The sequence below is a fragment of the Achromobacter mucicolens genome, from assembly GCF_902859725.1.
GTDB lineage: Bacteria > Pseudomonadota > Gammaproteobacteria > Burkholderiales > Burkholderiaceae_B > Achromobacter > Achromobacter mucicolens.
Genome location: NZ_CADIJP010000008.1, coordinates 124406 through 147886, shown reverse-complemented (window position 1 = coordinate 147886; position 23481 = coordinate 124406). Strand labels below are relative to the sequence as shown.

Annotated in this window: 18 protein-coding genes; 9 read left to right on the top strand and 9 right to left on the bottom strand. The window is 62.5% G+C overall.

From position 1 onward, the window contains the following. Window position 1: 1 nt before the first annotated feature. The 8 genes from HV786_RS12195 to HV786_RS12160 form a co-directional block, all read right to left on the bottom strand. Window positions 2–1045, bottom strand: coding sequence for an ABC transporter substrate-binding protein (locus tag HV786_RS12195; RefSeq protein WP_128829674.1), 1044 nt, complete (start codon window positions 1043–1045; stop codon window positions 2–4). A gap of 43 nt (window positions 1046–1088) precedes the next feature. After that, the gene (locus HV786_RS12190; RefSeq protein WP_175210965.1) at window positions 1089–1997 is read right to left on the bottom strand and encodes a TauD/TfdA dioxygenase family protein; all 909 of its coding nucleotides are present in this window, start codon (window positions 1995–1997) and stop codon (window positions 1089–1091) included. 178 nt (window positions 1998–2175) lie between these two features. Continuing rightward, on the bottom strand, window positions 2176–3375 hold the full coding sequence (locus HV786_RS12185) for a M20 aminoacylase family protein (RefSeq protein WP_062839298.1): 1200 nt from the start codon (window positions 3373–3375) through the stop codon (window positions 2176–2178). Between the two features lie 111 nt (window positions 3376–3486). Then, entirely contained in the window at window positions 3487–4503 is a 1017-nt protein-coding gene (locus HV786_RS12180; protein WP_175210963.1) for an ABC transporter ATP-binding protein, read from the bottom strand. Next, window positions 4500–5510: an ABC transporter ATP-binding protein gene (locus tag HV786_RS12175; RefSeq protein ID WP_128829667.1), complete on the bottom strand. Its 1011-nt coding sequence runs from the start codon at window positions 5508–5510 to the stop codon at window positions 4500–4502. The genes HV786_RS12180 and HV786_RS12175 overlap by 4 nt, the downstream gene beginning before the upstream one ends. An 11-nt stretch (window positions 5511–5521) precedes the next feature. Further along, window positions 5522–6442, bottom strand: coding sequence for an ABC transporter permease (locus HV786_RS12170; protein ID WP_056327777.1), 921 nt, complete (start codon window positions 6440–6442; stop codon window positions 5522–5524). Continuing rightward, window positions 6442–7416: an ABC transporter permease gene (locus tag HV786_RS12165; RefSeq protein ID WP_128829672.1), complete on the bottom strand. Its 975-nt coding sequence runs from the start codon at window positions 7414–7416 to the stop codon at window positions 6442–6444. The genes HV786_RS12170 and HV786_RS12165 overlap by 1 nt, the downstream gene beginning before the upstream one ends. A 19-nt stretch (window positions 7417–7435) precedes the next feature. Continuing rightward, window positions 7436–9022 (bottom strand): ABC transporter substrate-binding protein, encoded by a 1587-nt coding sequence (locus tag HV786_RS12160; RefSeq protein WP_062839295.1) that lies wholly within the window; start codon window positions 9020–9022, stop codon window positions 7436–7438. A gap of 115 nt (window positions 9023–9137) precedes the next feature. Between HV786_RS12160 and mnmE the strand changes: the two genes are divergently transcribed. The 6 genes from mnmE to HV786_RS12130 all read left to right on the top strand — a co-directional run bounded on the left by mnmE (window position 9138) and on the right by HV786_RS12130 (window position 18284). Beyond that, a complete protein-coding gene (gene mnmE / locus HV786_RS12155; RefSeq protein ID WP_056327776.1) occupies window positions 9138–10490 on the top strand; it encodes a tRNA uridine-5-carboxymethylaminomethyl(34) synthesis GTPase MnmE in 1353 nt (450 codons plus the stop codon). A gap of 155 nt (window positions 10491–10645) precedes the next feature. Beyond that, complete coding sequence (locus HV786_RS12150) at window positions 10646–12718, top strand: type VI secretion system Vgr family protein (RefSeq protein WP_128829801.1); 2073 nt, start codon at window positions 10646–10648, stop codon at window positions 12716–12718. Next, entirely contained in the window at window positions 12715–13662 is a 948-nt protein-coding gene (locus HV786_RS12145) for a hypothetical protein (RefSeq protein ID WP_128829671.1), read from the top strand. The genes HV786_RS12150 and HV786_RS12145 overlap by 4 nt, the downstream gene beginning before the upstream one ends. Then, window positions 13659–16925 (top strand): T6SS effector BTH_I2691 family protein, encoded by a 3267-nt coding sequence (locus HV786_RS12140; RefSeq protein WP_128829670.1) that lies wholly within the window; start codon window positions 13659–13661, stop codon window positions 16923–16925. Before HV786_RS12145 ends, HV786_RS12140 begins: the two co-directional genes overlap by 4 nt. A 110-nt stretch (window positions 16926–17035) precedes the next feature. After that, window positions 17036–17794 (top strand): DUF6708 domain-containing protein, encoded by a 759-nt coding sequence (locus tag HV786_RS12135; protein WP_175210953.1) that lies wholly within the window; start codon window positions 17036–17038, stop codon window positions 17792–17794. A 16-nt stretch (window positions 17795–17810) separates the two neighbouring features. After that, window positions 17811–18284: a GNAT family N-acetyltransferase gene (locus HV786_RS12130; protein WP_175210951.1), complete on the top strand. Its 474-nt coding sequence runs from the start codon at window positions 17811–17813 to the stop codon at window positions 18282–18284. Between the two features lie 57 nt (window positions 18285–18341). Here the strand turns inward: HV786_RS12130 and HV786_RS12125 are convergent, their stop codons facing one another. Continuing rightward, on the bottom strand, window positions 18342–19721 hold the full coding sequence (locus tag HV786_RS12125) for a ClcB-like voltage-gated chloride channel protein (RefSeq protein ID WP_128830288.1): 1380 nt from the start codon (window positions 19719–19721) through the stop codon (window positions 18342–18344). A gap of 489 nt (window positions 19722–20210) precedes the next feature. Between HV786_RS12125 and HV786_RS12120 the strand changes: the two genes are divergently transcribed. The 3 genes from HV786_RS12120 to HV786_RS12110 all read left to right on the top strand — a co-directional run bounded on the left by HV786_RS12120 (window position 20211) and on the right by HV786_RS12110 (window position 23479). Further along, entirely contained in the window at window positions 20211–20888 is a 678-nt protein-coding gene (locus tag HV786_RS12120) for a response regulator (RefSeq protein WP_175210949.1), read from the top strand. After that, window positions 20878–22362: a sensor histidine kinase gene (locus tag HV786_RS12115; protein WP_420809638.1), complete on the top strand. Its 1485-nt coding sequence runs from the start codon at window positions 20878–20880 to the stop codon at window positions 22360–22362. The genes HV786_RS12120 and HV786_RS12115 overlap by 11 nt, the downstream gene beginning before the upstream one ends. Window positions 22363–22480: 118 nt before the next feature. Then, on the top strand, window positions 22481–23479 hold the full coding sequence (locus HV786_RS12110) for a Bug family tripartite tricarboxylate transporter substrate binding protein (RefSeq protein ID WP_062839288.1): 999 nt from the start codon (window positions 22481–22483) through the stop codon (window positions 23477–23479). The last annotated feature ends 2 nt before the right edge of the window (window positions 23480–23481 follow it).

Below are 23481 nucleotides of genomic sequence, written 5' to 3'. Positions count from 1 at the left end.
GTCAGCTTCCCTGTGCCGTGACAGGATCGTCGAAGAAGTAGTCGCGCCAGCTTGCCGGCGCATTCTTGATCGCGCCGACCTTGTGCATGAACTGCGCCAGCGCGTACGTGTTCTGAGGCGCCAGCTTGAACTGCACGTCGGGATTCTTGATGACCTTGATGAGGAAGTCGCGGTCCTGCTTGGCGCCCGTGACCCGCAGATAGATGTCCGCCGCCTGTTCCGGATTGGCCGCCGCAAAACTGGCCGCCTCCTTCAACGCTTCCTGGAAGGCCTTGTAGGTCTTGGGATTCTCGCGGCGGAATTTCTCGGTGGCAAAGAGCACGGTGGACGAACTGGGCCCGCCCAGCACGTCGTACGAATTGAGCACGATGCGCGCCTTCGGGTTTTCGGCCAGTTCCTGCTCCTGGAAGGGCGGATTGCCGAAATGGCCCGTGATTTCCGTGCCGCCGGCGATGATGGCCGCCGCCGCGTCAGGGTGCGGCAGCGCCACCGAGATCTTGTCCAGCTTGTTGTACTGCGCATCGCCCCACAGCTTGGCCGATGCCAGTTGCAGCACACGCGATTGCACCGACACCCCCACCGCCGGCACGGCGATGCGATCCTTGTCCGTGAAGTCGGCAATCGTCTTCACGTTCGGATTGTTGGTCACCAGGTAGTACGGGAAGTTGCCCAGCGACGCCACGCCCTTCACGTTCTGCTTGCCGTGCGTGCGATCCCAGATCGTCAACAGCGGTCCCACGCCCGCCCCCGCGATATCCACAGCCCCGGACAGCAGCGCATCGTTCACGGCCGAGCCGCCGGACAGCTTGGCCCATTCGACCGAGATATCCACACCTTCGGCTTTGCCATGCTTTTCGATCAGCTGCTGGTCCCGTGCGACGTTCAGCAGCAGATAGACGATGCCGTATTGCTCGGCAATCCGGATGCGTCCTTCGGCCTGGGCGGGCGTGGGCGAAGCCAGCGCCAGCACGGCGAGCATCAGCGCCAGGCCGGCGCCCGTGGCGGTCTGGACCAGTCGATCCCGTAGCGTGGAGGTCAAACGCATGGCGTTCCTTGTGGATAAGTGGTGTGAGGTCATGAGCGCGGTGTCAGAAGGGCGCATCGCCTTCGATCGTCGTGCGGTAGAGCTTGCGGCGCAGGTGATCGGGCGTGCCGCCGGCCAGGTGGATCAGCGACCGGTTGTCCCAGAACACCAGGTCATGCGGCTGCCACTGGTGGCGGTAGATATGTTCTGGCCGCACGCTGTGGATAAACAACTCGTTCAGCAACGCCCGGCTTTCGTCATCCGGCAGGCCCTCGATCCGGGTGGTGAATCCTTCGCTCACAAACAGCGCGCGCCGGCCGTTCTCGGGGTGCGTGCGCACCACCGGATGCACCACCTCCTGCACCTGCGCAATCTGCGCTGCGCTCAGATTCGGGCGCCAGTTGCCTTCCTTCTGCAGTTGGCCATATTGCGCCAGATAGGAATGCACGCCGCGCTTGCCGTCGATAGCGTTCTTGAGCGCCTGCGGGAGCGTGTCGTAGGCCAGGTGCATGTTCGCGAACAAGGTGTCTCCGCCTTCGGCAGGCAGTTCCTGCGCGTGCAGCAGCGAACCCAGGCTGGGCAGTTCCTTGTACGAGATATCCGAATGCCAGTATTTGCCCGCGTCGCCCAGACCGATCGGCTTGCCGTCTTCCACGATGTTCGAGACCGTCAGGATCTCGGGATGGCCGGGCAGATGGAATTGGTGCAACACGTGGATCATCAGGCGGCCGAAGCGGCGGCTGAAATCGATGTGCTGCTGCGGCGTGATGCGCTGGTTGCGAAACACCAGCAGGTGATGGTCCAGGTGCGCCTTGTGCACGCGGGCAAAATCGGCAGGCGCCAGTTCACGCGACAGATCCAGGCCGATGACCTCCGCGCCAAGCGGACCGGGCAGGGGGCGCACGTCAAACGTTTGCGTGTCAGGTTGGGAGGCGGCGTGCGCTTCGCGCCGCAAGGCATTGCTCTGGGACATCGGTCGCTCCGGTTCGCCTTATCGGCATGGCAGGAACGACCGATTATGAAAACGCCGCCATCCATCTCAAACGAAGTTATCGGCGTTTGATCAAAGCTTTACGTCATATAGCAAAAAGCCGCGGGGGCGCCCCGCGGCTTCATGGCCAACCGCATATAAACAAATAGCGGATCGGTCGTTACCGGGCCGGCAAGAACGCTTCGACCAGCTTCACCCAGTACGTCGCGCCCACCGGCAGCAACGCGTCGTTGAAGTCGTAGTTGGGATTGTGCAGCTGGCACGGACCCATGCCGTGATAGGTTTCCATGCGGTGGTCGCCGTCGCCATTGCCCAGGAACAAATACGAGCCCGGCACGGATTCCAGGAAGAACGAAAAGTCCTCCGCCCCCATGAACGGCGGCATGTCGCGCAGCACGTTCTCCGCGCCAAAGGCGTCTTCGGCGACCTTCGCCGCAAAGGCAGTTTCCTTTTCCCAGTTCACGAGAGGCGGATACGCACGCACGAAATCCAGCTCGCCCGTGCCGCCATACACCTGCGGCAAGGTGGTCGCGATGCGCCGCATGTCGGCTTCGATCTTGTCCAGCGTTTCCACCGAATACGTGCGCACCGTGCCGCGCAGCACGGCTTCGCCGGGAATCACGTTGTAGGCATCGCCTGCGTGGATCTGCGTGATCGACAGCACCGCCTGCTCCAGCGGATTCTTGCTGCGCGAAATGACCGTCTGCAGCGCATGCACCATGTCGGCGGCGACGATGATGGGGTCGACCGACGAATGCGGCTGCGCGGCGTGGCCGCCGACACCCTTGATGACGATGTCCCAGCGATTGCTGGAGGCCATCGTGGGGCCGGACCGGAACCCGAATTGATTCACCGGCATGCCGGGCATGTTGTGGATGCCGAAGACCGCATCGCAGGGAAACTTGTCGAACAGCCCGTCCTGCATCATGGCGCGCGCGCCGGCGTTGCCGCCTTCCTCGGCCGGCTGGAAGATGAAAACCACCGTGCCATCAAAATTGCGATGCGTCGACAGATACTGCGCGGCGCCCAGCAGCATCGTCGTGTGGCCATCGTGGCCGCAGCCATGCATGCGCCCGCTGATCGTGGACTTGTGGGCAAACCGGTTGTGCTCAGGCATCGGCAGCGCATCCATGTCGGCGCGCAGGCCGATGGTCTTGCCGCCGCTGCCGGCGCGCAGAATGCCCACTACACCGGTTTTCCCCAGCCCCGTGTGGACTTCCAGCCCCCAGCCGCGCAGGCGCTCGGCCACCAGGTTGGACGTGCGCGTTTCTTGAAACGCCAGTTCGGGATGGGCATGGATATCGCGCCGCAGCGCAGTCAGGTCCCCGTGTACGCGTTCGATTTCGGCAATGGTTTTCATGGCTGTGGATAAGCTGTCTGGGTGGATGGATGGCGCATGCGCAAAAGGCTTGCCTGTGCGGGAATTCTCGCGCCGCCCCGCGCCCCGCGTCCAGCCCTTTTTCGGCGCAGGTCAGGCGCCATCGTTCAAATGGCAGGCGCTGAACTGCCCGGGCGCCACTTCCCGCAGGAGCGGGCGCTCCGCCTTGCAGCGCGGCATCGCATGGGGACATCTGGGGTGAAACGCGCAACCGGAGGGCGGATCCAGCGGCGAGGGCAGCTCGCCGCGAATGGGTTGATACGCCCGTCGCCCGGGCGTCAGGGTGGGCAGCTCCTTGAGCAGCGCCTGCGTGTAAGGATGGTTGGCGCGCGCGAAGACCGTATCGGTATCGGCCAGTTCGACGATGCGTCCCAGATACATGATCGCCACGCGATCCGAAATGTGGCTCACGACGCTGAGATTGTGGCTGATGAACAGATACGTCAGGTCCAGGTCCGCGCGCAGTTGTTCGAACAGGTTCAGCACCTGCGCCTGGATCGACACATCCAGCGCAGCCACTGCCTCGTCGCAGACGATCACTGAAGGCTTGAGCGCCAGCGCCCGCGCAATGCCGATGCGCTGGCGCTGGCCGCCCGAGAACTGATGGGGATAACGCTGTGCAAAGCTCGGATCCAGGCCCACCTGACGCATCAGCCCGGCCACGTACTCCAACTTGTCGCGCGAGGCAATCAGGCCATGCGCCGCAGGCGCTTCGCCGATGATGTCGCGCACCCGCATGCGCGGATTCAGGGACGCGTACGGATCCTGAAAGATCATCTGCACGCCCAGCTCGTACGCGCGCCGCTCGGCGCCCTTCATGGCATGCACGGGCCTGCCCTGATAGTGCACCTGTCCTGCGGTGGGCGGCAGAATGCCCGACACGATGCGGCCCAATGTGGATTTTCCACAGCCCGATTCGCCAACGATGCCGATCACTTCGCCGGGCGTGACCGCCAGGTCGACGCCCGCCACGGCGTGCACCACCTGCGTCTTCAAGCCCGCACCCAGCAGGTTGGCGATACGGCCGGCCAAATCCACCGGTTGCACGAAGCGTAGTTCGACTTCGTTCAGCGCGAGGATCGGCGTGGGACTGATTGCAGCTTCGGTCATAACGTGTCCGGCGCTCCGGCATGCCAGCAGCGCACCCATTGCGCCGGGCGGACTTCGACAGGCGGCGGTTCGGCCAGACACGCGTCCGTCGCGCGTGGACAGCGCCCCCGGAATGCACAGCCCTGCGGCAGGTTCAAGAGCGACGGCGTCATGCCGGGAATCGGCACCAGCGGCTTGCCTCGCGACGCAGGCGTCGGAATCGACGCGATCAACCCATGCGTGTACGGATGCATCGGATGGCTGATGACCGCCTCGGTGCTGCCCGTTTCCACGACACGGCCCGCATACATCACCGACACACGGTCGGCCAGGCCCGCCACCACGGCCAGGTCATGCGTGATCCAGATGAGGCCCGTGCCCGTTTCGCGGCAGAGCTTCTGCACTTCGAACAGAATCTGCCCTTGTATCGTGACGTCCAGCGCGGTCGTGGGCTCGTCCGCAATGATGAGGCGCGGCGAATTCAGAAGCGCAATGGCGATCGCCACCCGCTGGCGCATGCCGCCGGACAGCTGATGCGGATACGTCCGCAGGCGCTCTTCCGGAGAAGGAATGCCCACCATCGCCAGTGTCTGCAGCGCGCGCTTTCGCGCCGCTTCGCGCGAGACCTTGGCGTGCGCCTGCACCGCCTCGATCATCTGCGTGTCCACCCGCAGTACCGGATTGAGCGTCATCATCGGATCCTGGAAGATCATCGCGATCTCCTGTCCCCGCAACTGACGCCATCGTGCAGGCGTGGCCGCGCGCAAGTCCTCACCGTTGAGCCTGAGAACACCGTCGACGATGCGGCCGGGCTCATCCAGCAGGCCCATCAACGAAAAACCCGTGATGCTCTTGCCCGATCCGGACTCGCCCACCAGTCCCAGGATCTCTCCTTCGGCCAGCGTCAGGTCCACGCCATCCACAGCCTTGACCGCGCCATTGCGCGTGAAGAAATGCGTCTTCAGGCCATGCACCTCGAGCACTGGGGCCGGACCTGGCAGGGATCGCTGCGCCGCGTTCGTCTGCATCGCCCCCGTCCTCAATTTGCGTGCCGCGGGTTGAGCACATCGCGCAGGTGGTCGCCCACCAGGTTGATGGCGATGATGGCCAGCGCCAGCGCAATGCCGGGAAAGAACGAAATCCAATACTGGCCGGAAAGCAGATACTCGAAGCCGTTGTAGATCAGCATGCCCAGCGACGGCTCGGTGACCGGCACGCCCACGCCCAGGAACGACAGCGTTGCCTCCAGCGCAATCGCATGCGCCAGGTCGATCGTAGCGATCACGATGAGCGGCGGCATGCAGTTCGGCAGCACGTGCCGGAACAACACGCGCGACCACGACAGCGACATGCACCGCGCCGCCTCCACGTATTCCTTGCCGCGCTCGACCAGCGCCGCGCCACGCGCGGCCCGCGCAAAATACGCCCATTGCACGACGATGAGCGCGATGATCACCTTATCCACACCCTTGCCCAAAATGGCCAGCAGCATCAGCGCCACCAGGATCGCCGGGAACGACAACTGGATATCCACAACCCGCATCAGCAGGGCGTCGATGCGTCCGCCAAAGTACGCGGCAATCAGCCCCACGGTGGCGCCGATGCCAAAGGCGGCCAGCACCGACACCGTGGCCACCATCAGGCTCGTGCGCATGCCGTAAAGAATGGCGGAAAAAAGGTCGCGCGCCTGGCCGTCGGTGCCCAGCCAATGCCGCATCGAACCGTCCCCGCTTTCGCTGCCCGGCTTGAGCTTCGAATCCATGATGTCCAGGCTGGCCAGATCATAGGGATTCTGCGGCGCGATCCACGGCGCCAGCAGCGCCGCCCCCACGATCACGACCAGCATCACCAGACCCAGCGTGGCCAGCTTGCTGGCAAAGAAGTCCGACACGAAACGGCGCCAGGGCGACTGCTCTTTCGTCGGCGCCGGGGGCGAGGCAGCGGTGGCGGGCGTATTCATCATCGGCGGCTATCCATGCGTACGCGGGGGTCCAGCACCGTGTAGATGATGTCCACCACCAGATTCAACATGACCAGGAAGAAAACGATCAGCAGCAGATACGCCACCACCACCGGCCGATCCAGGTTGATGATGGAATCGATCAGCAGCTTGCCCATGCCCGGCCACGAAAACACGGTCTCCGTCACGACGGCAAATGCCATCACCTGACCGAACTCCAGGCCGGCCACCGTCACCACGGGAATCAGGATGTTCTTGAGCAGATGCACGCCCAGGACGCGCTTTTCAGACAGGCCCTTGGCGCGCGCGAACTTGATGTAGTCCATGGGCAGCGCTTCGCGCGTGGCGGCCCGCGTCACGCGGATGATCATCGCGCACTTGGCAAACGCGATGGTCGCGGCAGGCAGGGCCAGGCTCAGCCAGCCGTCCAGCGTCAGCACGCTCAGTTGCAGCGAGCCGATGCTGACCGTGTCGCCACGGCCGCCGGCCGGCACCCAGCCCAGCATCACCGCAAACACCATGATGAGCATCAGCCCCACCCAGAAATTGGGAAGCGAAAACCCCAGCACAGAGCCCGTCATGATCGCGCGCGAGCCCACCGCTGCTGGCTTCAAACCCGCCAGGATGCCGAGCGGAACGCCGATCAGCACCGACAGCAGCATGGCCACACAGGCCAGCTCGACCGTCGCCGGCATGCGCTCCAGGATCAGGTGCATGGCCGGCTCGCCGGTCAGGAAACTATTCCCGAAATCGCCGCGCACGGCCTGGCTCATGAAGATCAGGTACTGCCGCCACAAGGGCTGGTCCAGCCCCAGCGATGCACTGATCGCGGCGCGCTGCGCCTCGGTCGCTTCCGGACTGGCCAGCATCGAGACCGGATCGCCGACCATGTAAATGCCGGCAAAGACCAACGCCGACATGACAAGCATGACGACGATGGTCTGCAGCAGCCGTCTGACAATGGTTGCAAGCACGAGATATCGCCCGGCGCGCTTACTTCTTCAGCGTAGCGTTCTGCGCCAAGGTGACCTGATCCGGACGGCCTTGATAGCGGATGTCGTTCTTCATCGCCCAGACCGACAGCTCGAAATGCACAGGCAGCATGGCGAAATCATCCATGGCGATGTTGCTTGCCGTGGACAGCAGCTCCGCGCGCTTGGCGTCATCCATCGTGGACGAAGCCTGCTTCACCAGTTCGTCCATCTTGGGGTTGGAGTAGCGGCTGCGGTTCGTCGTGCCCTGGCCCGCTTCCGGGTTGCGCGTCATCAGCAGCGACGTCAGCGCGTTCGACATTTCACCGCTGGTCACCGACCAGCCCGCCAGATAAGCCGAGAACGAATAGCTGTCGCGGTTCTTGAAGAACACCGGGGGCGCCATCGCATCCACGCTGGTCTTCACGCCGATGCGCGTCCACATCGATGCAATGGCCTGCGCCACCTTCGAATCGTTGACGTACCGGCCGGACGGCGAGCCCAACGTGATCGAAAACCCGTTGGGGTAGCCCGCTTCCTTGAGCAGCGCCTTGGCCTTTTCCACATCGGCCTTGGGCGCCTTCGAATGTTCCTTGCTGGCGCCGAACATCGGATACGGCAGCAGGTTGCCCGCCGGCAGGGCGACGCCGCCCATCACGCGTTCGACCAGCGCATCGCGATTGATCGCCAGCGACAAGGCCTCGCGCACGCGCTTGTCCTTCATCGGATTCTTGTCAGTGCCCTGCACGCCGGGCGAGGGCTCCGCGTACTGGTCCAGCGCCACGTACACCACACGCACCGACGGCGTTTCCTCGACAAAGAGCTTCTTGTCCGACTTGAGCTTGGGCAGGTCGTCGGTGGGAGGATCTTCGATCATGTCCACGTCGCCCGCCAGCAGCGCAGCCACGCGCGCGGCGGCGTTACTGATCGGACGATAGACCACGCGATCCCATTCGGGTTTCTTGCCCCAATAGTTATCGTTGCGGGCCAGCACGAACTCCGCGCCGCGCTTCCAGGACACGAACTTGTAGGGCCCCGTCCCGATGAGGCCGTCGCCGCTGTTCAATTCAGTCGTCGTCTTGCCTTCCGCGGCGGGGCCAGACGCGGCCTTCTTCGACATGATGGGCAGCTGCGCCAGGTTCACCAGCAGATTGGGCGCGACGTCCTTGGTGGTGATTCGGATCGTCATCGGATCGACCGCTTCGGTCTTGGCGACAGATCCCAGATACAGCGTGAACGGCGAGGGGCTGTTGGGCACCTTCGGCACGCGGTCGTATGTGAACACGACGTCCTCGGCGGTAAACGGCGTGCCATCGGAGAACTTGACGTTCGGGCGCAACTTGAAGGTCCAGACCTTGCCATCGACCGTCCAGGATTCCGCCAGCGACGGCTGGGGCTTGAGCTGCGCGTCGGTGGCGACAAGCGTATCGAAAATGGTTTGGGAGATCTGCGTGTTCGGCGTCAACGCGTGGTATTGCGGATCCATCGAAGACGGCTCGGTCTTCAGTCCAATCACCAGGTCGCGGGCCATGGCCGCACTGAATGTGCCACAGGCCATCACCACCGCGGCAGCGCCGCAGGCCAAGACACGCGAAAACCGAGATGCCATCGTGATCTCCCAGAGTTGTTTCGGGTTTTGAACCTCGGGGCCACAGTAACCAGCAAACAACGCGCCGCGCAACAGTTATATTCCCCTATTGTTTCGCCTTGTCATCTACGTCGATATGTCCGCTTACGCCCCCATTGCCGCCATTGCCACCGCTCCCGGAAGAGGCGGCATCGGCGTCGTGCGCATTTCTGGTGCGGACCTGTCCGAATTGGTGCGGCGCCTGTTTCAGCGCGATCTCACGCCCCGCCATGCGCACTATCTTCCCTTCAAGACCGTCGAAGGCGAACTGCTGGACGAAGGCATCGCCATCTACTTTCGCGCGCCGCATTCCTACACCGGCGAAGACGTGCTGGAACTGCAGGGCCACGGCGGTCCGGCCGTGCTGCGCCGCGTGCTGGACAGTTGCCTTGCCGCCGGCCGCGACCTGGGCGTGCGACTGGCCGAACCTGGCGAATTCACGCGCCGCGCCTTCCTGAACGACCGCATGGATCTGGCGCAGGCCGAAGCGGTGGCCGACCTGATCGAAGCCTCGTCGGTCGCGGCCGCGCGCGGCGCCATGGCGTCGCTATCGGGCGAATTCTCGGCACGCGTCAACGACCTGTCCGACCGCATCATTCACCTGCGCATGCTGGTCGAAGCGACGCTGGATTTTCCCGAAGAAGAGATCGACTTCCTGGAAAAGTATCAGGCGCGTCCCACCCTGGACGCGTTGGCCGGCGACCTGTCCGCGCTGATCGCGCAGGCGCGCCAGGGCGTCATCCTGCGAGAAGGCCTGCATGTGGTGTTGGCCGGCCAGCCCAACGTGGGCAAGTCCAGTCTGCTCAATGCGCTGGCGGGCGACGACATCGCCATCGTCACCCCAATTGCCGGCACCACGCGCGACAAAGTGGTGCAGGAAATCCATATTGATGGCGTGCCGCTGCATATTGTCGACACGGCCGGCCTGCGCGAAACCGAAGACACTGTCGAAAGCATCGGCATCGCGCGCACCTGGCAGGAAATCGAACGCGCCGACGTCATCCTCCATTTGCAGGATGCCACCCAGCCGGGCGACGAACTCGACGCGCAGATCACCGCGCGCCTGCCCGCCCGCACGCCGGTACTGAAGGTATTCAATAAGGTCGACCTGCTGCCCGAGCCGTTCGTCCCCGGTCCCGGCGAACTGGGCATCTCGGCCAAACGCGGCGCGGGGCTGGACGCGCTTCGCGCCGAACTGCTGCAGATCGCAGGCTGGAACCCCGGCGCCGAGTCGCCGTGGCTCGCGCGCGAACGGCATCTGCACGCACTGCAGGAAGCGGCCGAACATCTGGAACTGGCCGCCGCGCATGCCAGCCAGGATGACCGGGTGCTGGACCTGTTTGCCGAGGAACTACGGCTGGCGCACGATAGTTTGTCCAGCATTACCGGCAAATTCACCAGCGATGATTTGCTGGGGGAGATTTTTTCCAGTTTTTGCATCGGGAAGTAGTCAGGGTCTTTACCCTGCAACATGCTTGCGCACATCCGTTTTCTTAACTAATAAGACTCTTCTGATTTACACGAAATATCGGCGGCTTTTACAACCGGTGGTGCCCTTTGGCACCAAGGACGACCCGAGCGGTCTGTCCCAACCGGAAGCTCGCCATGCCTACCCAATCCGATCTGCGCTTCACGTTCGCCATTGGCGAAGAGCCCTTCGAGGTCGTCGAGTTCTCGCTCCAGGAAGGCTTGTCCGAGCCTTTCACGTTGCAAGCGGAACTGGCCAGCGCCAATCCCGCCATCGATTTCGGCGCGGTGGTGGACCGCGCTGCGCTGCTTACCATCTGGCACGGCGACACGCCTGTCCGGTACGTGCACGGCGCGGTGTCCTCATTCGTCCAGGGCGAAACCGGCTTTCGGCGCACGCGCTATTCGGCTGTCGTCGAACCGCGTCTGGCACGCCTCGCGCTCAGTTCTGACTGGCGGATATTCCAGGCGCTGACCGTTCCACAGATTGCCGAGGCCGTGCTCAAGGAGCATGGCCTCAACCAGGACTACGAGCAGCGCAGCACCACCGAGCACCAGTCCCGCGAGTACTGCGTGCAGGCCGGCGACACGGACTATCACTTTGTCGAACGCATCATGCGCGAGGAAGGTTTCTTCTATTCCTTCCGTCATGGCGCCGAAGGACATCAACTTGTCCACAGCGATCGCCTCTTTATTCACGGCCGCGTCGGCGACGCGCCGGTGCAGTACAACCCCATGCCCGGCGGCGATCAGCCGCAGCCTGCGCTGCGTCGCTTCACCTATACCGAGAACGTTCGCACCGCGCGCCAGACGCAGCGCGACTACACCTTTCACCATCCCCGCTATACCCACCAGCACAGCCGCGATGGGCGCGACTTGGACCATCAAGGCCGCCGCTACGAGCGCTACGACTACCCCGCCCGCGCCAAGTTCGACGAGGCCGGCAAGCCCTTCGCCGAGAATCGCCTGCGCGGGCATCGGCGCGACGCGCGCATCGCCTTGGTCGAAGGCGATGACCCGCGCTTGCAGCCTGGCATCTCCTTCACGCTGGCCGGGCACCCACGCGAGGACATGAATCGCGGATGGCGCCCGGTCCGCATCGTCCACCGCGGCATCCAATACACGAGCCAGGCCGAAGAAAGCGCCGATGCCGCGTCAGGGACTCGGTACCACTACGAGGCTGAATTGGTACCGGACGACGCCGAATGGCGCGCAGAGCCATTGCCCCGGCCCCGCATCGACGGACCGCAGAACGCCGTGGTGGTCGGCCCACCCAATGAAGAGATCTACACCGACGAATACGGCCGCGTGAAGGTCCAGTTCGCCTGGGACCGGCTTGGCAAGGAAGACGAACACAGCTCCTGCTGGATACGCGTATCCCAGAACATCGCTGGCGCCACGTGGGGCCACATGGCCATTCCCCGCATCGGACAAGAGGTCATCGTCTCGTACTTCGACGGCGATCCCGACCAGCCTGTGATCACTGGCCGGGTATACAACCGTCTGCAATTGCCGCCCTACGAACTGCCCCGCCACAAGACGCGGATGACCATCAAGACGAAGACCCACAAGGGCGAGGGGTACAACGAACTGCGCTTTGAGGACGAGAAGGATCAGGAAGAAATCTACGTCCACGCGCAGAAGGACCAGAACATCCACGTCAACCACGATGAGTCGACGTTCGTGGGTCACGACCGCAGCGAGCAGGTCGAAAACGACGAAACCATCACCATCGGCCACGACCGCAGGGAGACGGTGGGCAATGACGAGCAGGTGAACATCGGCCAGGATCGGCGGCATGACATCGGGCGAGATGACTTTCTGACGGTGGGACGTAATCACACGATCTACACCGGCAAGGACCGCACCGAGGAAGTTGGCAACAACCGCCGAGACAAGACTGTGGCGAATCATTGGGTGAGTATTGGCGGGCACCAGGAGCAGACCGTGGCGGGGCGAGCGGAACTGCAGGCGGGCCAGGCCATCCGACGTCGGACAAGGGACTACTCCCTGCATGCTGGAGAAGAGCTCATCATTAAAGGGCCGGGTGGAACCATTCGAATAGATAGCACCGGCATAACCCTTGACGCTATCTCCATCCAGATTAAAGGTCCGCTCAAGATGCAGGGGGGCGGCGGCGGAAATGAACTGGTTCTGGGCTGCGAGGTTCTGGAAAGCGCACATTCTGATTGTCTGGAGCGTGCCAGATGATGCAGAGCGCCGTACAAGCGTTTGCCCGTCTCGAACGCGCCCCCAGCGACTATCTTTACCTCTTGCTGGACCCGCTCGCGCCGTGCGAGCCACAAGATCCCCTTAGCATTCAGTCGCTAACCCACGCGTTGGGCGAACAGGCGATCGCACGCGTCATCCGGCCAGACCTTGCCCATACGCCCGACGCGTGCCCGGCGCTTATACAGCTGGCCGCGCCAGAAGGTGCCGCGGACATTTCTCTGCTCGCAGCCGCCGAACGTTCCGCGCGTGATGATGCCAACTATAAAAAGCGCTATGTGTGCGGATGGCTGACCAGTGATCAATCCCTCGCTGCGCTCGCCGATCACTTGGCAGCGCGCTGCCTGGATGTCATCGTGCCTATAGCTGGAAAACGCATGACGCCGTGGTTCGAGCCGTTGCGGCTCGAACTGCTCGCGGCATCAATGGAACACGCCTTTCCTGCTCTGCTATGGCCCGTCAAACGTTGGCTTTGCCCGACCAGCTGGGGCGCCTTCACCTTACTTCGCGGCTCCCCCACCGAAGCCGGCTCGGATGCCCCTGCACTCGTTCGACAGGCACTGCAACTTGCACCGCTCGTCAGCGATTTCCTGGATGTCTGGCGCGCCGCGCTCCGATTCCCCGTGACGTATGCCCCAATGCGCTGGCGTGGTCCCACGATTCTTCCGCCCCAGGCCGCCGTGCACGCTTTCCGGATGATCCGTGACGCACAGAACTCACGCTTGCGCCTGAGCGCCGACATCATCGACCTGTGCATGCATCGCGTCTTCATTCATCCCCATCTGCCAAGGCATCCAGAAATACAGGACGACATCCAAGCCGCCGTCGCAGGGCAGTCCACATTGCAAGCCCGCTTTGAAAAATACGACGACTTTGCGTGGCAGCGCATCGTTGCGTCATTACCTCCCGCCGCGAACTACACATGAGCATCAGCAAGACCCTGACCCAGGCCCGGCGCCAGGCGGCGCCCAATCCCACCGGCACGTGCAGCGCGTGTGAACGTACCGGCTTACCGATCCTGCCGCTACGGCTTGCCATCATGCCGGTCACAGGCGGACTCAAGCAGCATGGCGCACTCAGTCACGAATCTATTCAGACCGCATTGCGTGTATTGCGGCAGGGGTATGTCTATGTGCTGCTGGACAAAGAAATCTGGCATGCCTATCAGGTCACCCCGGAAGGCTATCTGCGCCAGTTCAATCCATTCTCCATGCCACGGGCGGAACCCGAGCCCCTAGCCAAAGCTTGCCTGGACGCCGGACACGATCTGCGCTCGGCGTTCATCAACATCGACACCGCAACGCACAAGCAGGCCTGGATCGCGTTTTCACAGGACCCTTGGCCTAAGGCAACACTCGATGCCTATCGCACCGGCAAGCACGCTGATGGAAAGGCATTGCCCGCTGATTATCGGGAGCGGTTCAGGGTGGTCAATCTGATCACGCTCAAGCAGGATCCGACAGGTGGCAACCAGGCGCTTGCCCTTGAGCACGGTGATGATCTTGCCCAGCATGTCGCCGAGTACGCCATCGGCACGCGCGACTTCGGTAGCGTTCATGACTGGCATCCCCGTCATGCCCGCCTTGAAGCCATGCAGGCGCAATTGCGCATGCTCGAAAAGCAGCATGGGCTTGCGAAGGGGGTTGCAGGACTCATTCTGCCCGATCCGGTGGGCATGGCCGCAGAGCTCAACAGTCTGCGTCTTTCTGTCAACACGATGCGCCAGCGGTGGCGTGAAGAGCCAACACGGCGGTATGCCTACCTCACCTCGCAGTGCCTGCTCGGAATCAAAAGTTACATCGCCCAGCAAGTAGAGGCTGCACACCCGCCACCGCCGCCACCCAGCGACTATTGGACGTCCAGCGAATCCGGCGTCCCGCCCGTATTCCACGACCCAGCACAACAACGTGCTGGCGTGATCAATCGCGAGACCGGGCGTCGCATGGCCCGGCTGGAAGATCGTTACTGGGAAACTGGCCCTGCGGGGCGAAAGACTTTTCAGGATGCGTATGACAAGGAAGACGACAGCTTTCAAAAGCAGATCGACGCTTATGCAACCGACTGGGCCGACCTGGTGGCTGGCGCCAGTTGGCGCCGGATCATCGCATTGGACTATGCGGACGCCGATGCGCGTTCGCAGCAATGCCGCCTGAGCACCACCGCGGCTTGTCTCGCGGGCGGCATCACGGATGCCCCGCCACAGCAGACAACGCCGGCGGACGAGAGCCAACCCGGCGAAAAGCCCACGCCGCAAGCGTTGGGTCCTAGCAGCAGGGCATGGAAAGACCTGCTGTCCGACGCAGGTAGTCCGGCCTACATCGCGCTCAATGGGCAATACACCGACTTGCAGCAGGCGTTCGAACCCTTGTTCTCGAACGCGATGCCCTCAGAAGCAGGCAAGAAATACTATGACGCGATAAAAATGGTCGCCACGAGCAAGGAGGGAAGCGATTGGCGCCGGACGCTCGTTGTTGAATCTGCCGATCAGTTGTTGGCGGCCATTCACGATGCGAGTAATCGCCTCGAAAACACCCTGAGCATCGGCACCAAGGCGGCCTTGGACAACCTCCAGTCCGGCGCCGCCTGGCTGTACGGTAAGGCCAAATTCACCCAGGTCACCATCCAGCTCACGGTGGGGGAGTGCTTCGAGCTGCTGTCGAGCGAGATTCGCGAGCACGCCAACGCCGCCCAAAAGGCCGCCGGCAAGCGCGCACGTGCGATGTTGCTGGGCAGTCTGATCACCATCCCCAATGCCAATGTCCGCAATGTGCTCATCGACGTCACGCTATGGGCGCATGGAACTGCAGAAGAGGTCAAGAAGCGCATCCTGGATTTCAGCCGCGAAGCCAGGGAGGGCGCGCAAGACATCAGGCAGGCTGCTGGCGCACTTGGGCAAGAGATCAACAGAGAAGCCAAATCTGCGCTACGCCAGGTCAACGCCGGCCTGAAGAATCTGGAACCCGCTGCCGCCGCGGTGCTCGAGGGCCTGCAAGTTGGCGCGGCGGGGGCGCGTCGTATTGCAGGGAGCACCTTTGCAAGCTTGAAGAGCCTGGCCGTGGGTAGCGTGGATGGTGGCTTGTCTTTCATCGGCCTGTATTTTCTGCAGGACAGCTTGAAAAGCACGTTAGCTGACCTGGATGCGAAAGTCGGAGCCCGGCATCCGGAGGCTGTGGCGGCGTTTTATAGCGTGGCGCTGGGCTTCATGGGTGCGAGTGTTGAAGCCGCTGGTTTGGCGATCAAGGTACCGGCGGAGGCTGCCCGGGGGTTCGTGCTGCGCTGGGGTGCGGAGAAAACTCCCGTGCTCACGCGCGTCGTCGGGTTGGGTTCAAAGATGGTGATGGTGGGGGGAGCGATTTCGGCTTTGGCGGGGATTGCGGATGCTGGTGCTAGTTTTCGTGCTGCCGCTCGCGTTTCTAAAGCTGGTGACGTAGGTGCCCGTCGGGCCCACATATTTGCTGGGGCTTTATCGATTTTCGGGGCGGCCATGATCTCTTTTGGAGCTGTAGGTTTACTCTCGCTGATCGGGGGGCTGGGAGCGGGTATCGCGATCGGACTCGCCGCCTTCGCAGTATCGCAACTCGCAAAGATCCTCGAATCCGATGCATTGGAAAAGTGGGCCCGGCGATGCTATTTCGGTCAAGCGGATGAGCGCTGGCGCCATCCGGCAGACATGGAAGTCTCAATTGCTGCACTTAATGCGGCAGTGATCGGCATGGATGTGGACCTCCGCTTCTCTAAGGAAGACCGAGCGATGTCAACAGATGAGCTCTACAACGAAGACATCGGAATGATCAAGAACCGGGGCGCATTCAAGAAAGAAAAAGCGCTTGTTTACAGCGCAACTTTTCCTGGATTTGATGCCCAAAAATCTCGATACCGCTTTACGCTTACCACCGAGCGCTTTGGTTTAGCACAAGGCGCTAAACGCACTCCCCATCTATCTTCCCACGTCATCGCATCCGGGCAAATCAACGATACAGCCCCACCCATGCCTGTTTCCACCTTGAATAGGCCGGATTACACGTTGGATAGTGAGACTGCACCGACGTCCTCTCGGCCAATCCTCAGCGGCCGGTTCTGGCTAGATTCGCTCAACAATATCAAATCGGCAACTTTCGTTGTGGCGTTCTGGCCAGATAAAAGCGATAGCTCCGGCTACGCAGCCATAGAAATCACTGAGCAACTCTAATGGCAAGACCTCGACTGAATCCCTCGTGCACCGGCTGGCAACGCGATCTGCCAGGCCCCAACGACGCTCTCAATGAACCCCCGATGTTGCTCTGGCGGTCTCCGACTCACATGGATGAAACATATGTCGAATTCGCTCGGAATACCTCAAGTATCCGCGGTGCTTTATTTTTCCTATTACTGCTAGTCGCATGGACAGATGTCAGTCTTGTAGTGTTTGCCGCACAGGACATCTATGCGACAAGTACGGCAGCTGCCGGAGTTACCTTTGAGCTTGCAGGAATCTTCCTACTACACATTGGCACACTCGCGATCGGAATCTGGACGGCATTTGTTCTTTATCGTGCCGAGGTCTGCCCACCGCGAGATCTCCCGCTCCGCTTCAATCGCCTACGTCGCAAGGTCTACGTTTATGGCTTCCATTCAGTCTGGTGGAATCCGTTCGAGCGCGGGTATGTGACGACGGCGAGTTATGACTGGGACAATCTGCGCGCAGAGAAATGGAAAGTCCGCGGCGCGACGCCAGGCGGAGGTCTCATCATCAAAGAAGGCGTCTCCATCGCGGTGGTGGAGCCGGGTACCAACAACGTCGTGACGCGCTTTCACTTAAACACCGACGCTGCGAACACCTCCAACTTCTGGGCGTATGTGTGCGCCTACATGCAGAACGGCATCAACGGCCTCGACCCCGACCGTGCCGAACAGCGTGACGCCAACGACGTCGCTCCCTACAACATCGCCTTACGCCTGGCTCCCAGAGTACAGTGGCCCGCGGATATGGATCTTGAATCACGAACGGCGCCGGACATGGACTCCGTGTTAGATTCGACCAGTCAGATTGCACCTATCGCTTTTGCATCGGGAAAATAACCGGAGGCGCGTCGTCATGAATACGAATCCCACCCCCTTTCGTATCCGCGCCGCGACACCCGCCGATGTCGCCCGCATCGAGCACATCGTCCGCGAGGCTTACTCCCCCTACATCGCACGCAACGGCGCCACGCCCGGCCCCATGCTGGACGACTATCCGGCGCGCGTCGCGCAAGGCTTGGTTCATGTGCTGGAATCGGACGCTGGCATCGAAGGCCTCATCGTGCTGATACCCGAACCCGACGACGGCTGCATGCTGCTGGACAACATCGCCGTGTCGCCAACCGCGCAAGGAAAAGGGCACGGCCGGACACTGCTGCAATGGGCCGAAGACGCCACGCGCCGCGCCGGCTTTTCACGGATCCGGCTTTACACGCAGGAAGCAATGACCGAGAACATCGCCATCTACACGCGGCGCGGCTATGCGGAAACGCACCGCGCCACGGAGATCGGGCTGAACCGCATTTTCATGCAAAAACCCCTTATATAAGGCGTTTTTGCAGCGCTCTCCGCCGCACAAGAACGGGCAAACCGAATATATGAGCTTTTACTCGTAATTTATCGGTCTACCTTTTTTTGCCATCAGGTGAGCGGAAATCCGGTTGTTCGCCAGCGATTTCGCATAGACGGACGCCGGCCGGATGCGCTGTGCAATCACGTATCCCGTCATGCATGCCAGCATCAGCGGCAACATGACCTCATAGCTCAGCGTCATCTCGAAGATCATCAAGATCGACATCAGCGGCGCATGCGTGGTGGCGGCCAACAGCGCCCCCATTCCCACGACCGCATAACTGGACACGGCCGACAGGCTGCCGGCTGGAAACAGGCCCTGCAGCGCAGTCCCGTACAGCGCGCCCAGCGCCGCCCCCACAAATAAGGTCGGCGTGAAGACGCCGCCCAGGGCGCCGGACCCGACGCTGGCCGCCGTGGCCAATGTCTTGAGCAAGAGCAGGGCGGCTACCGCCTGCCACGCCCAATCCGTATGCAGCATGCTGTTCACCACACTGTAGCCGTTGCCCCACACCGCGGGATCGATCACGGACAGCGCCCCCACGACCAGCCCGCCTGCCGCCATCCTGGCCCAGATCGGAAACGGCAACCGGCGAAACGCCGCGCGGGAAAAGTCCAGGAATCGCAGGAATTGGGGCGCGGCCAGACCCGCGATCAGGCCAAGTCCCAGGTAATTGATCACTTCCCAGCCCGACACGAACTCGAAATGCGGCATCTGAAAGACCGCGTCGTAGTGCAGCACCTGCCGCGTGACGATGTTGGCGACAACAGAAGCGACGGCCAGCGGCACCAGCGTCGCCGTTGAAATCACGCCGTACACGATTTCGGAAATGAACACCGCGCCCGCGATTGGCGCGTTGTACGCCGCGGTGATGCCTGCGGTGGCGCCGCAGGCCACCAGCAGCCTGAGATGACGGGGCGGCAGCACTAGGTAGCGGCCCGTCAACGAGGCGCACATTGCCGCCAGTTGCACCATCGGCCCCTCGCGGCCAATGGATGCGCCGGAACCGATCGAAAAAATGGAGGACAGGCTGCGCGCGACCGTCTGGCGAAAGCCGATGACGCCACGTCCGATGGAAATGGCTTCCATATAGTCGGCGGCCCCGCGCCGGGGCAGCCATCGGGTGGCCGCCTGCAGGATCAGGCCGGCGATCGCGCCCCCGGCCGCTGGCATCAGAAATCGCTGCCAGGGATCCAGTCCCCGCGCCAGCGACACCATGCCGTGGGGAACCTCGCCGCCTCCCACCAACAATTGCATCCAGCCCAGCAGTTCGCGAAACACCACCGTTGACAGCGCACCCAGGGCGCCAACCACCGCGGCCGCACACAACGTCAAGGCCAGGTTTTCCACCAAAAGTCCGCGTCTCAACCGTCTGGCCCAGGCCGGTCGGCGCAGTTTCAAGTCGCTATCCATGGCCGGATTCTACGGCGGATTCTGCTCACTTTTTGTTCAGTTCACCGTCAGCGGGCCGTGCGCGTCTCCCCTCGAATCCCCGATTCCGAACGTCGCTTAGCGGCCCGTTTTGAGGCGCTGCAAGGGCAAAAATCAGGGTAGGCGAAGGGCGGTTTTCCGGGGTAAAAGAGCCCTTTTCGAGGCTCGGTTGCCAGATGAGGCCTGTGGATAACTCCTAAGTAGCGCTGTTGTGCACATGTTGTGGAGGCAAGTTGAACAAGCAGGGGTTTCGGACGAGGTCCAAAATCTTGTCCAACTTCAGCTTTTTTCCCACACAGAGTTCTTGCACAGGCAAAAACGGACGCAAGGCAATGAAAGCAAAGAGGTTTTCAAGGTTAAGGTAGTTATCCACAGCCCTTATTAATCATTAGTCTTTATATAAAGAAAAAAAAAGGAAAAGCCAAACATGCTTTCCCATTCCGCCCATCCACCGCCCCCCGGACTGCGTCCATGCGTATCCTGCTAATCGAAGATGAAGCTGAACTTGCCCGCTGGTTGTCCAGAAGCCTGGCCAGACATGCCGGCTTTGTCGTGGAGTGGGCAGATGACGGACTGGTCGCCGAAAGAAGGCTGGCCATCGAGGATTTCGATGCAGTCATCCTCGATCTGGGATTGCCGGGCATGGATGGCCATGCTTTGCTGGCGAAGATTCGCGCGCGGGACGACCGTACGCCGGTGCTGGTCTTGACCGCGCGCGATTCCTTGGCCGAGCGGATCGGAACACTTCACGAGGGAGCGGACGATTTCCTGCCGAAACCCTTTGTTGTGGAAGAGTTGGAGGCGCGCCTGATTGCCTTGATTCGCCGCAGTCGCGGCCGCGAACATCCCCGCCTGACGCTGGGAGACCTGGTTTTTGAAACTTCCGCGCAAAAATTCACCGTGAGCGGACAGCCTTTGCAGTTATCCCCACGTGAACACGCGGTACTGCGGGTGTTGATCCAGAAAAGCGGTGAACCCATCAACAAACAGCAGATCCTTGACCGCATCCTCACCGACGATGCGGACGTCAACCTGGAAGCCATCGAGGTCCTGGTTCACCGGTTGCGCAAAAAATTGGCGGATACCGGTGTGCAAATCGTGACCATGCGCGGCATGGGGTATTGCCTGGAGAACCTTGTTGACAACTAGAAGTCCGAAAAACAGCGTTGATTTTTCAGCAAAAAAACGCGCCCGGACGCTCAAGACGCAACTGCTCTGGTGGCTGATTCCGACCCTGGTGTTCGTGATGATGGGCGCGCTCTGGCTGTCCAACCACCAGTTGCGCAACCAGGTCGACATTGCCTATGACCGGTCTCTCGCCGGCGCGCTGCGCGCGATCGACCACAACATATCCACAGCCAGCGGTGGATTAGCCATGGAGCAGCCCTACCTGATGCTTGAATTTTTCGAGCTGACGGCCAATGGCAGCGTGTTCTACCGGGTGGCGACCGAGGACGGGCTGGCCGAAATCGGCCATCCCGGGCTGCCCCTGCCGGACCAGCCCCTCGTGTCGGGCGAGCCGCGGTTTTTTTATGCAACCTACCAGGGGCAGCCCGTCCGGGTGGCGGCGCTGGCGCGGCCCATGGATCCGCCGCTGTACGCCAACCAGGGCGGGCGGGTCATCGTGCAGGTCGCAGAGGGCCTGGAAAGCCGCCAGGCGTTCCTCCACAAGGTTTTGGTGCGCTCGGTGGAGCGGGACCTTGCCGTGATCCTCATCAGCGTCCTGGTGATCGTTTTGGGCGTTTTCATGGCCTTGCGTCCCCTGGAGCGTCTGCGTCAGGAAGTCAAAGGCCGGTCTGCAGACGATTTAAGCCCCGTCAGCGCGTCCGAGATGCCAGGTGAGGTCCTACCCCTGGTGGCGGCCATAAATCTCCACATGGCCCGTTTTGCGGCCTTGGGGAGGGTGCAGGCGCAGTTCCTGGACGACGCATCGCATCAGTTGCGCACGCCTTTGTCGGTTTTGCGGACCCAGATGGCCTATGCCCTGCGCGAAACAGACCCCCAGGAGGTCCGTACAGCCCTTCTGGCGATGCAAGAGGGGTTGGACAGGGCCGTACGCACCACCAACCAGATGCTCGCCCTGGCGCGCGCTAAGGACGCCTCGCTGGCCGAAGGCGGTTCGGCACCCGAACAGGTGGACCTGGTTGAGCTGGCGGACGCGGTGATCCGCACCCAATTACCCGATGCCCGCGCCCGGCAACTGGACATCGGTCTGGAGGCCGACCGCAGGCCCGTCGTGGTCAGCGGGGCCGAGTGGCTGTTGCGCGAGGCGGTCAGCAACCTGGTGGACAACGCCATCCGGTATGCGGCAGCGGGCGGCGTGGTCACGGTCCGGATCGACGCGGACGCCAGCCAGGCCCGCCTTGCCGTGGAAGACGACGGTCCCGGCATGTCGGACGAGGACATTGCCCGGGCCTGCGTGCGGTTCCGGCGGGGCGCGGCGGGCAAGAACACATCCGGCGCGGGCCTGGGCCTGGCGATCGTGGGCACGATTGCCGAAATCCTGGGGGCGCGTCTCGTGCTGGAAAACCGGAACGGGCAGCCGGGATTGCGCGCGGCGTTGGTGTTTTCCCTGGAAACGGGCCAGGATGCTGCGCCGCGTCACGAAATCGGCCGGAATTGAAAGGTTATGGAAAGGTTCGATTTTGTACGGTGGCGTCCACTGGAGCCGTGGGACGCGATCAACCGCCGCCGCGCCGCTGCCAGCGATACCTAGACCAATAAATCCTGGAGACGCAAGAATGCAGACGAGTCTGAAGCTGCGCATCGCAGCCCTGGCGGCGCTTGGCGCCATTACCTTGTCCCTCGGCGCGGCGCATGCCGCCGACGAGCCCCGCCGTCCGGAATGCATCGCCCCGGCACAGCCCGGCGGCGGCTTCGACCTGACCTGCCGCCTGGCCACCGAAGGCCTGAAGCAGAGCGGGGCGCTCAAGACCGCGATGCGCATCGTCTACATGCCCGGCGGCATCGGCGCCGTGGCGTACAACAACATCGTCGCCCAGCATCCGAACGAGCCGGGCACCATCGTCGCGTTCTCCGGCGGCTCCCTGCTCAACCTGGCGCAGGGCAAGTTCGGCAAGTACAACGTCAACGACGTGCGCTGGCTGGCCGCGATCGGCACCGACTACGGCGTGGCTGTGGTCCGCAACGACTCGCCGTACACCGACCTGAAGGGCCTGATGGAAGCCTTCAAGCAGGATCCGACCAAGATCGTGCTGGGCGCGGGCGGCACCGTGGGCAGCCAGGACTGGATGAAGGCGGCGCTGACTGCCAAGGCGGCGGGCGTGGACTTCAAGAAGATGCGCTTTGTCGCGTTCGAAGGCGGCGGCGAAGCGGTGACGGCGCTGCGCGGCGGTCATATCCAGGCCTACATGGGCGACGCCGCCGAAGCCTTCACCATGCTTGAGGGCGGCGCTCCCATCCGCGTGCTGGCCGTCTTCAACGACCAGCGCCTGCCGGGCAAGCTGGGTTCGGTGCCTACCGCCAAGGAACAGGGCTACGACATCGTCTGGCCCATCATCCGCGGCTTCTACGTCGGTCCCAAGGTGTCCGACAGCGACTACCAGTTCTGGGTCGACGCGTTCAACAAGACCACGGCCGCGCCCGAGTTCGAGAAGCTGCGCCAGCAGCAGGGTCTGTTCCCCTTCAACAAGACCGGCCCCGAACTGGACGCCTACGTAAAGAACCAGGTCAAGCAGTACGGCGAGCTCGCCGACACCTTTGGCCTGATCAAAAAGTAAGC

Bases quoted from the DNA above. Each gene is read 5' to 3' on its own strand.
- HV786_RS12195 (WP_128829674.1), bottom strand. From the start codon at position 1,045: ATGCGTTTGACCTCCACGCTACGGGATCGACTGGTCCAGACCGCCACG.
- HV786_RS12190 (WP_175210965.1), bottom strand. From the start codon at position 1,997: ATGTCCCAGAGCAATGCCTTGCGGCGCGAAGCGCACGCCGCCTCCCAA.
- HV786_RS12185 (WP_062839298.1), bottom strand. From the start codon at position 3,375: ATGAAAACCATTGCCGAAATCGAACGCGTACACGGGGACCTGACTGCG.
- HV786_RS12180 (WP_175210963.1), bottom strand. From the start codon at position 4,503: ATGACCGAAGCTGCAATCAGTCCCACGCCGATCCTCGCGCTGAACGAA.
- HV786_RS12175 (WP_128829667.1), bottom strand. From the start codon at position 5,510: ATGCAGACGAACGCGGCGCAGCGATCCCTGCCAGGTCCGGCCCCAGTG.
- HV786_RS12170 (WP_056327777.1), bottom strand. From the start codon at position 6,442: ATGAATACGCCCGCCACCGCTGCCTCGCCCCCGGCGCCGACGAAAGAG.
- HV786_RS12160 (WP_062839295.1), bottom strand. From the start codon at position 9,022: ATGGCATCTCGGTTTTCGCGTGTCTTGGCCTGCGGCGCTGCCGCGGTG.
- mnmE (WP_056327776.1), top strand. From the start codon at position 9,138: ATGTCCGCTTACGCCCCCATTGCCGCCATTGCCACCGCTCCCGGAAGA.
- HV786_RS12150 (WP_128829801.1), top strand. From the start codon at position 10,646: ATGCCTACCCAATCCGATCTGCGCTTCACGTTCGCCATTGGCGAAGAG.
- HV786_RS12145 (WP_128829671.1), top strand. From the start codon at position 12,715: ATGATGCAGAGCGCCGTACAAGCGTTTGCCCGTCTCGAACGCGCCCCC.
- HV786_RS12140 (WP_128829670.1), top strand. From the start codon at position 13,659: ATGAGCATCAGCAAGACCCTGACCCAGGCCCGGCGCCAGGCGGCGCCC.
- HV786_RS12135 (WP_175210953.1), top strand. From the start codon at position 17,036: ATGGATGAAACATATGTCGAATTCGCTCGGAATACCTCAAGTATCCGC.
- HV786_RS12130 (WP_175210951.1), top strand. From the start codon at position 17,811: ATGAATACGAATCCCACCCCCTTTCGTATCCGCGCCGCGACACCCGCC.
- HV786_RS12125 (WP_128830288.1), bottom strand. From the start codon at position 19,721: ATGGATAGCGACTTGAAACTGCGCCGACCGGCCTGGGCCAGACGGTTG.
- HV786_RS12120 (WP_175210949.1), top strand. From the start codon at position 20,211: ATGCGTATCCTGCTAATCGAAGATGAAGCTGAACTTGCCCGCTGGTTG.
- HV786_RS12110 (WP_062839288.1), top strand. From the start codon at position 22,481: ATGCAGACGAGTCTGAAGCTGCGCATCGCAGCCCTGGCGGCGCTTGGC.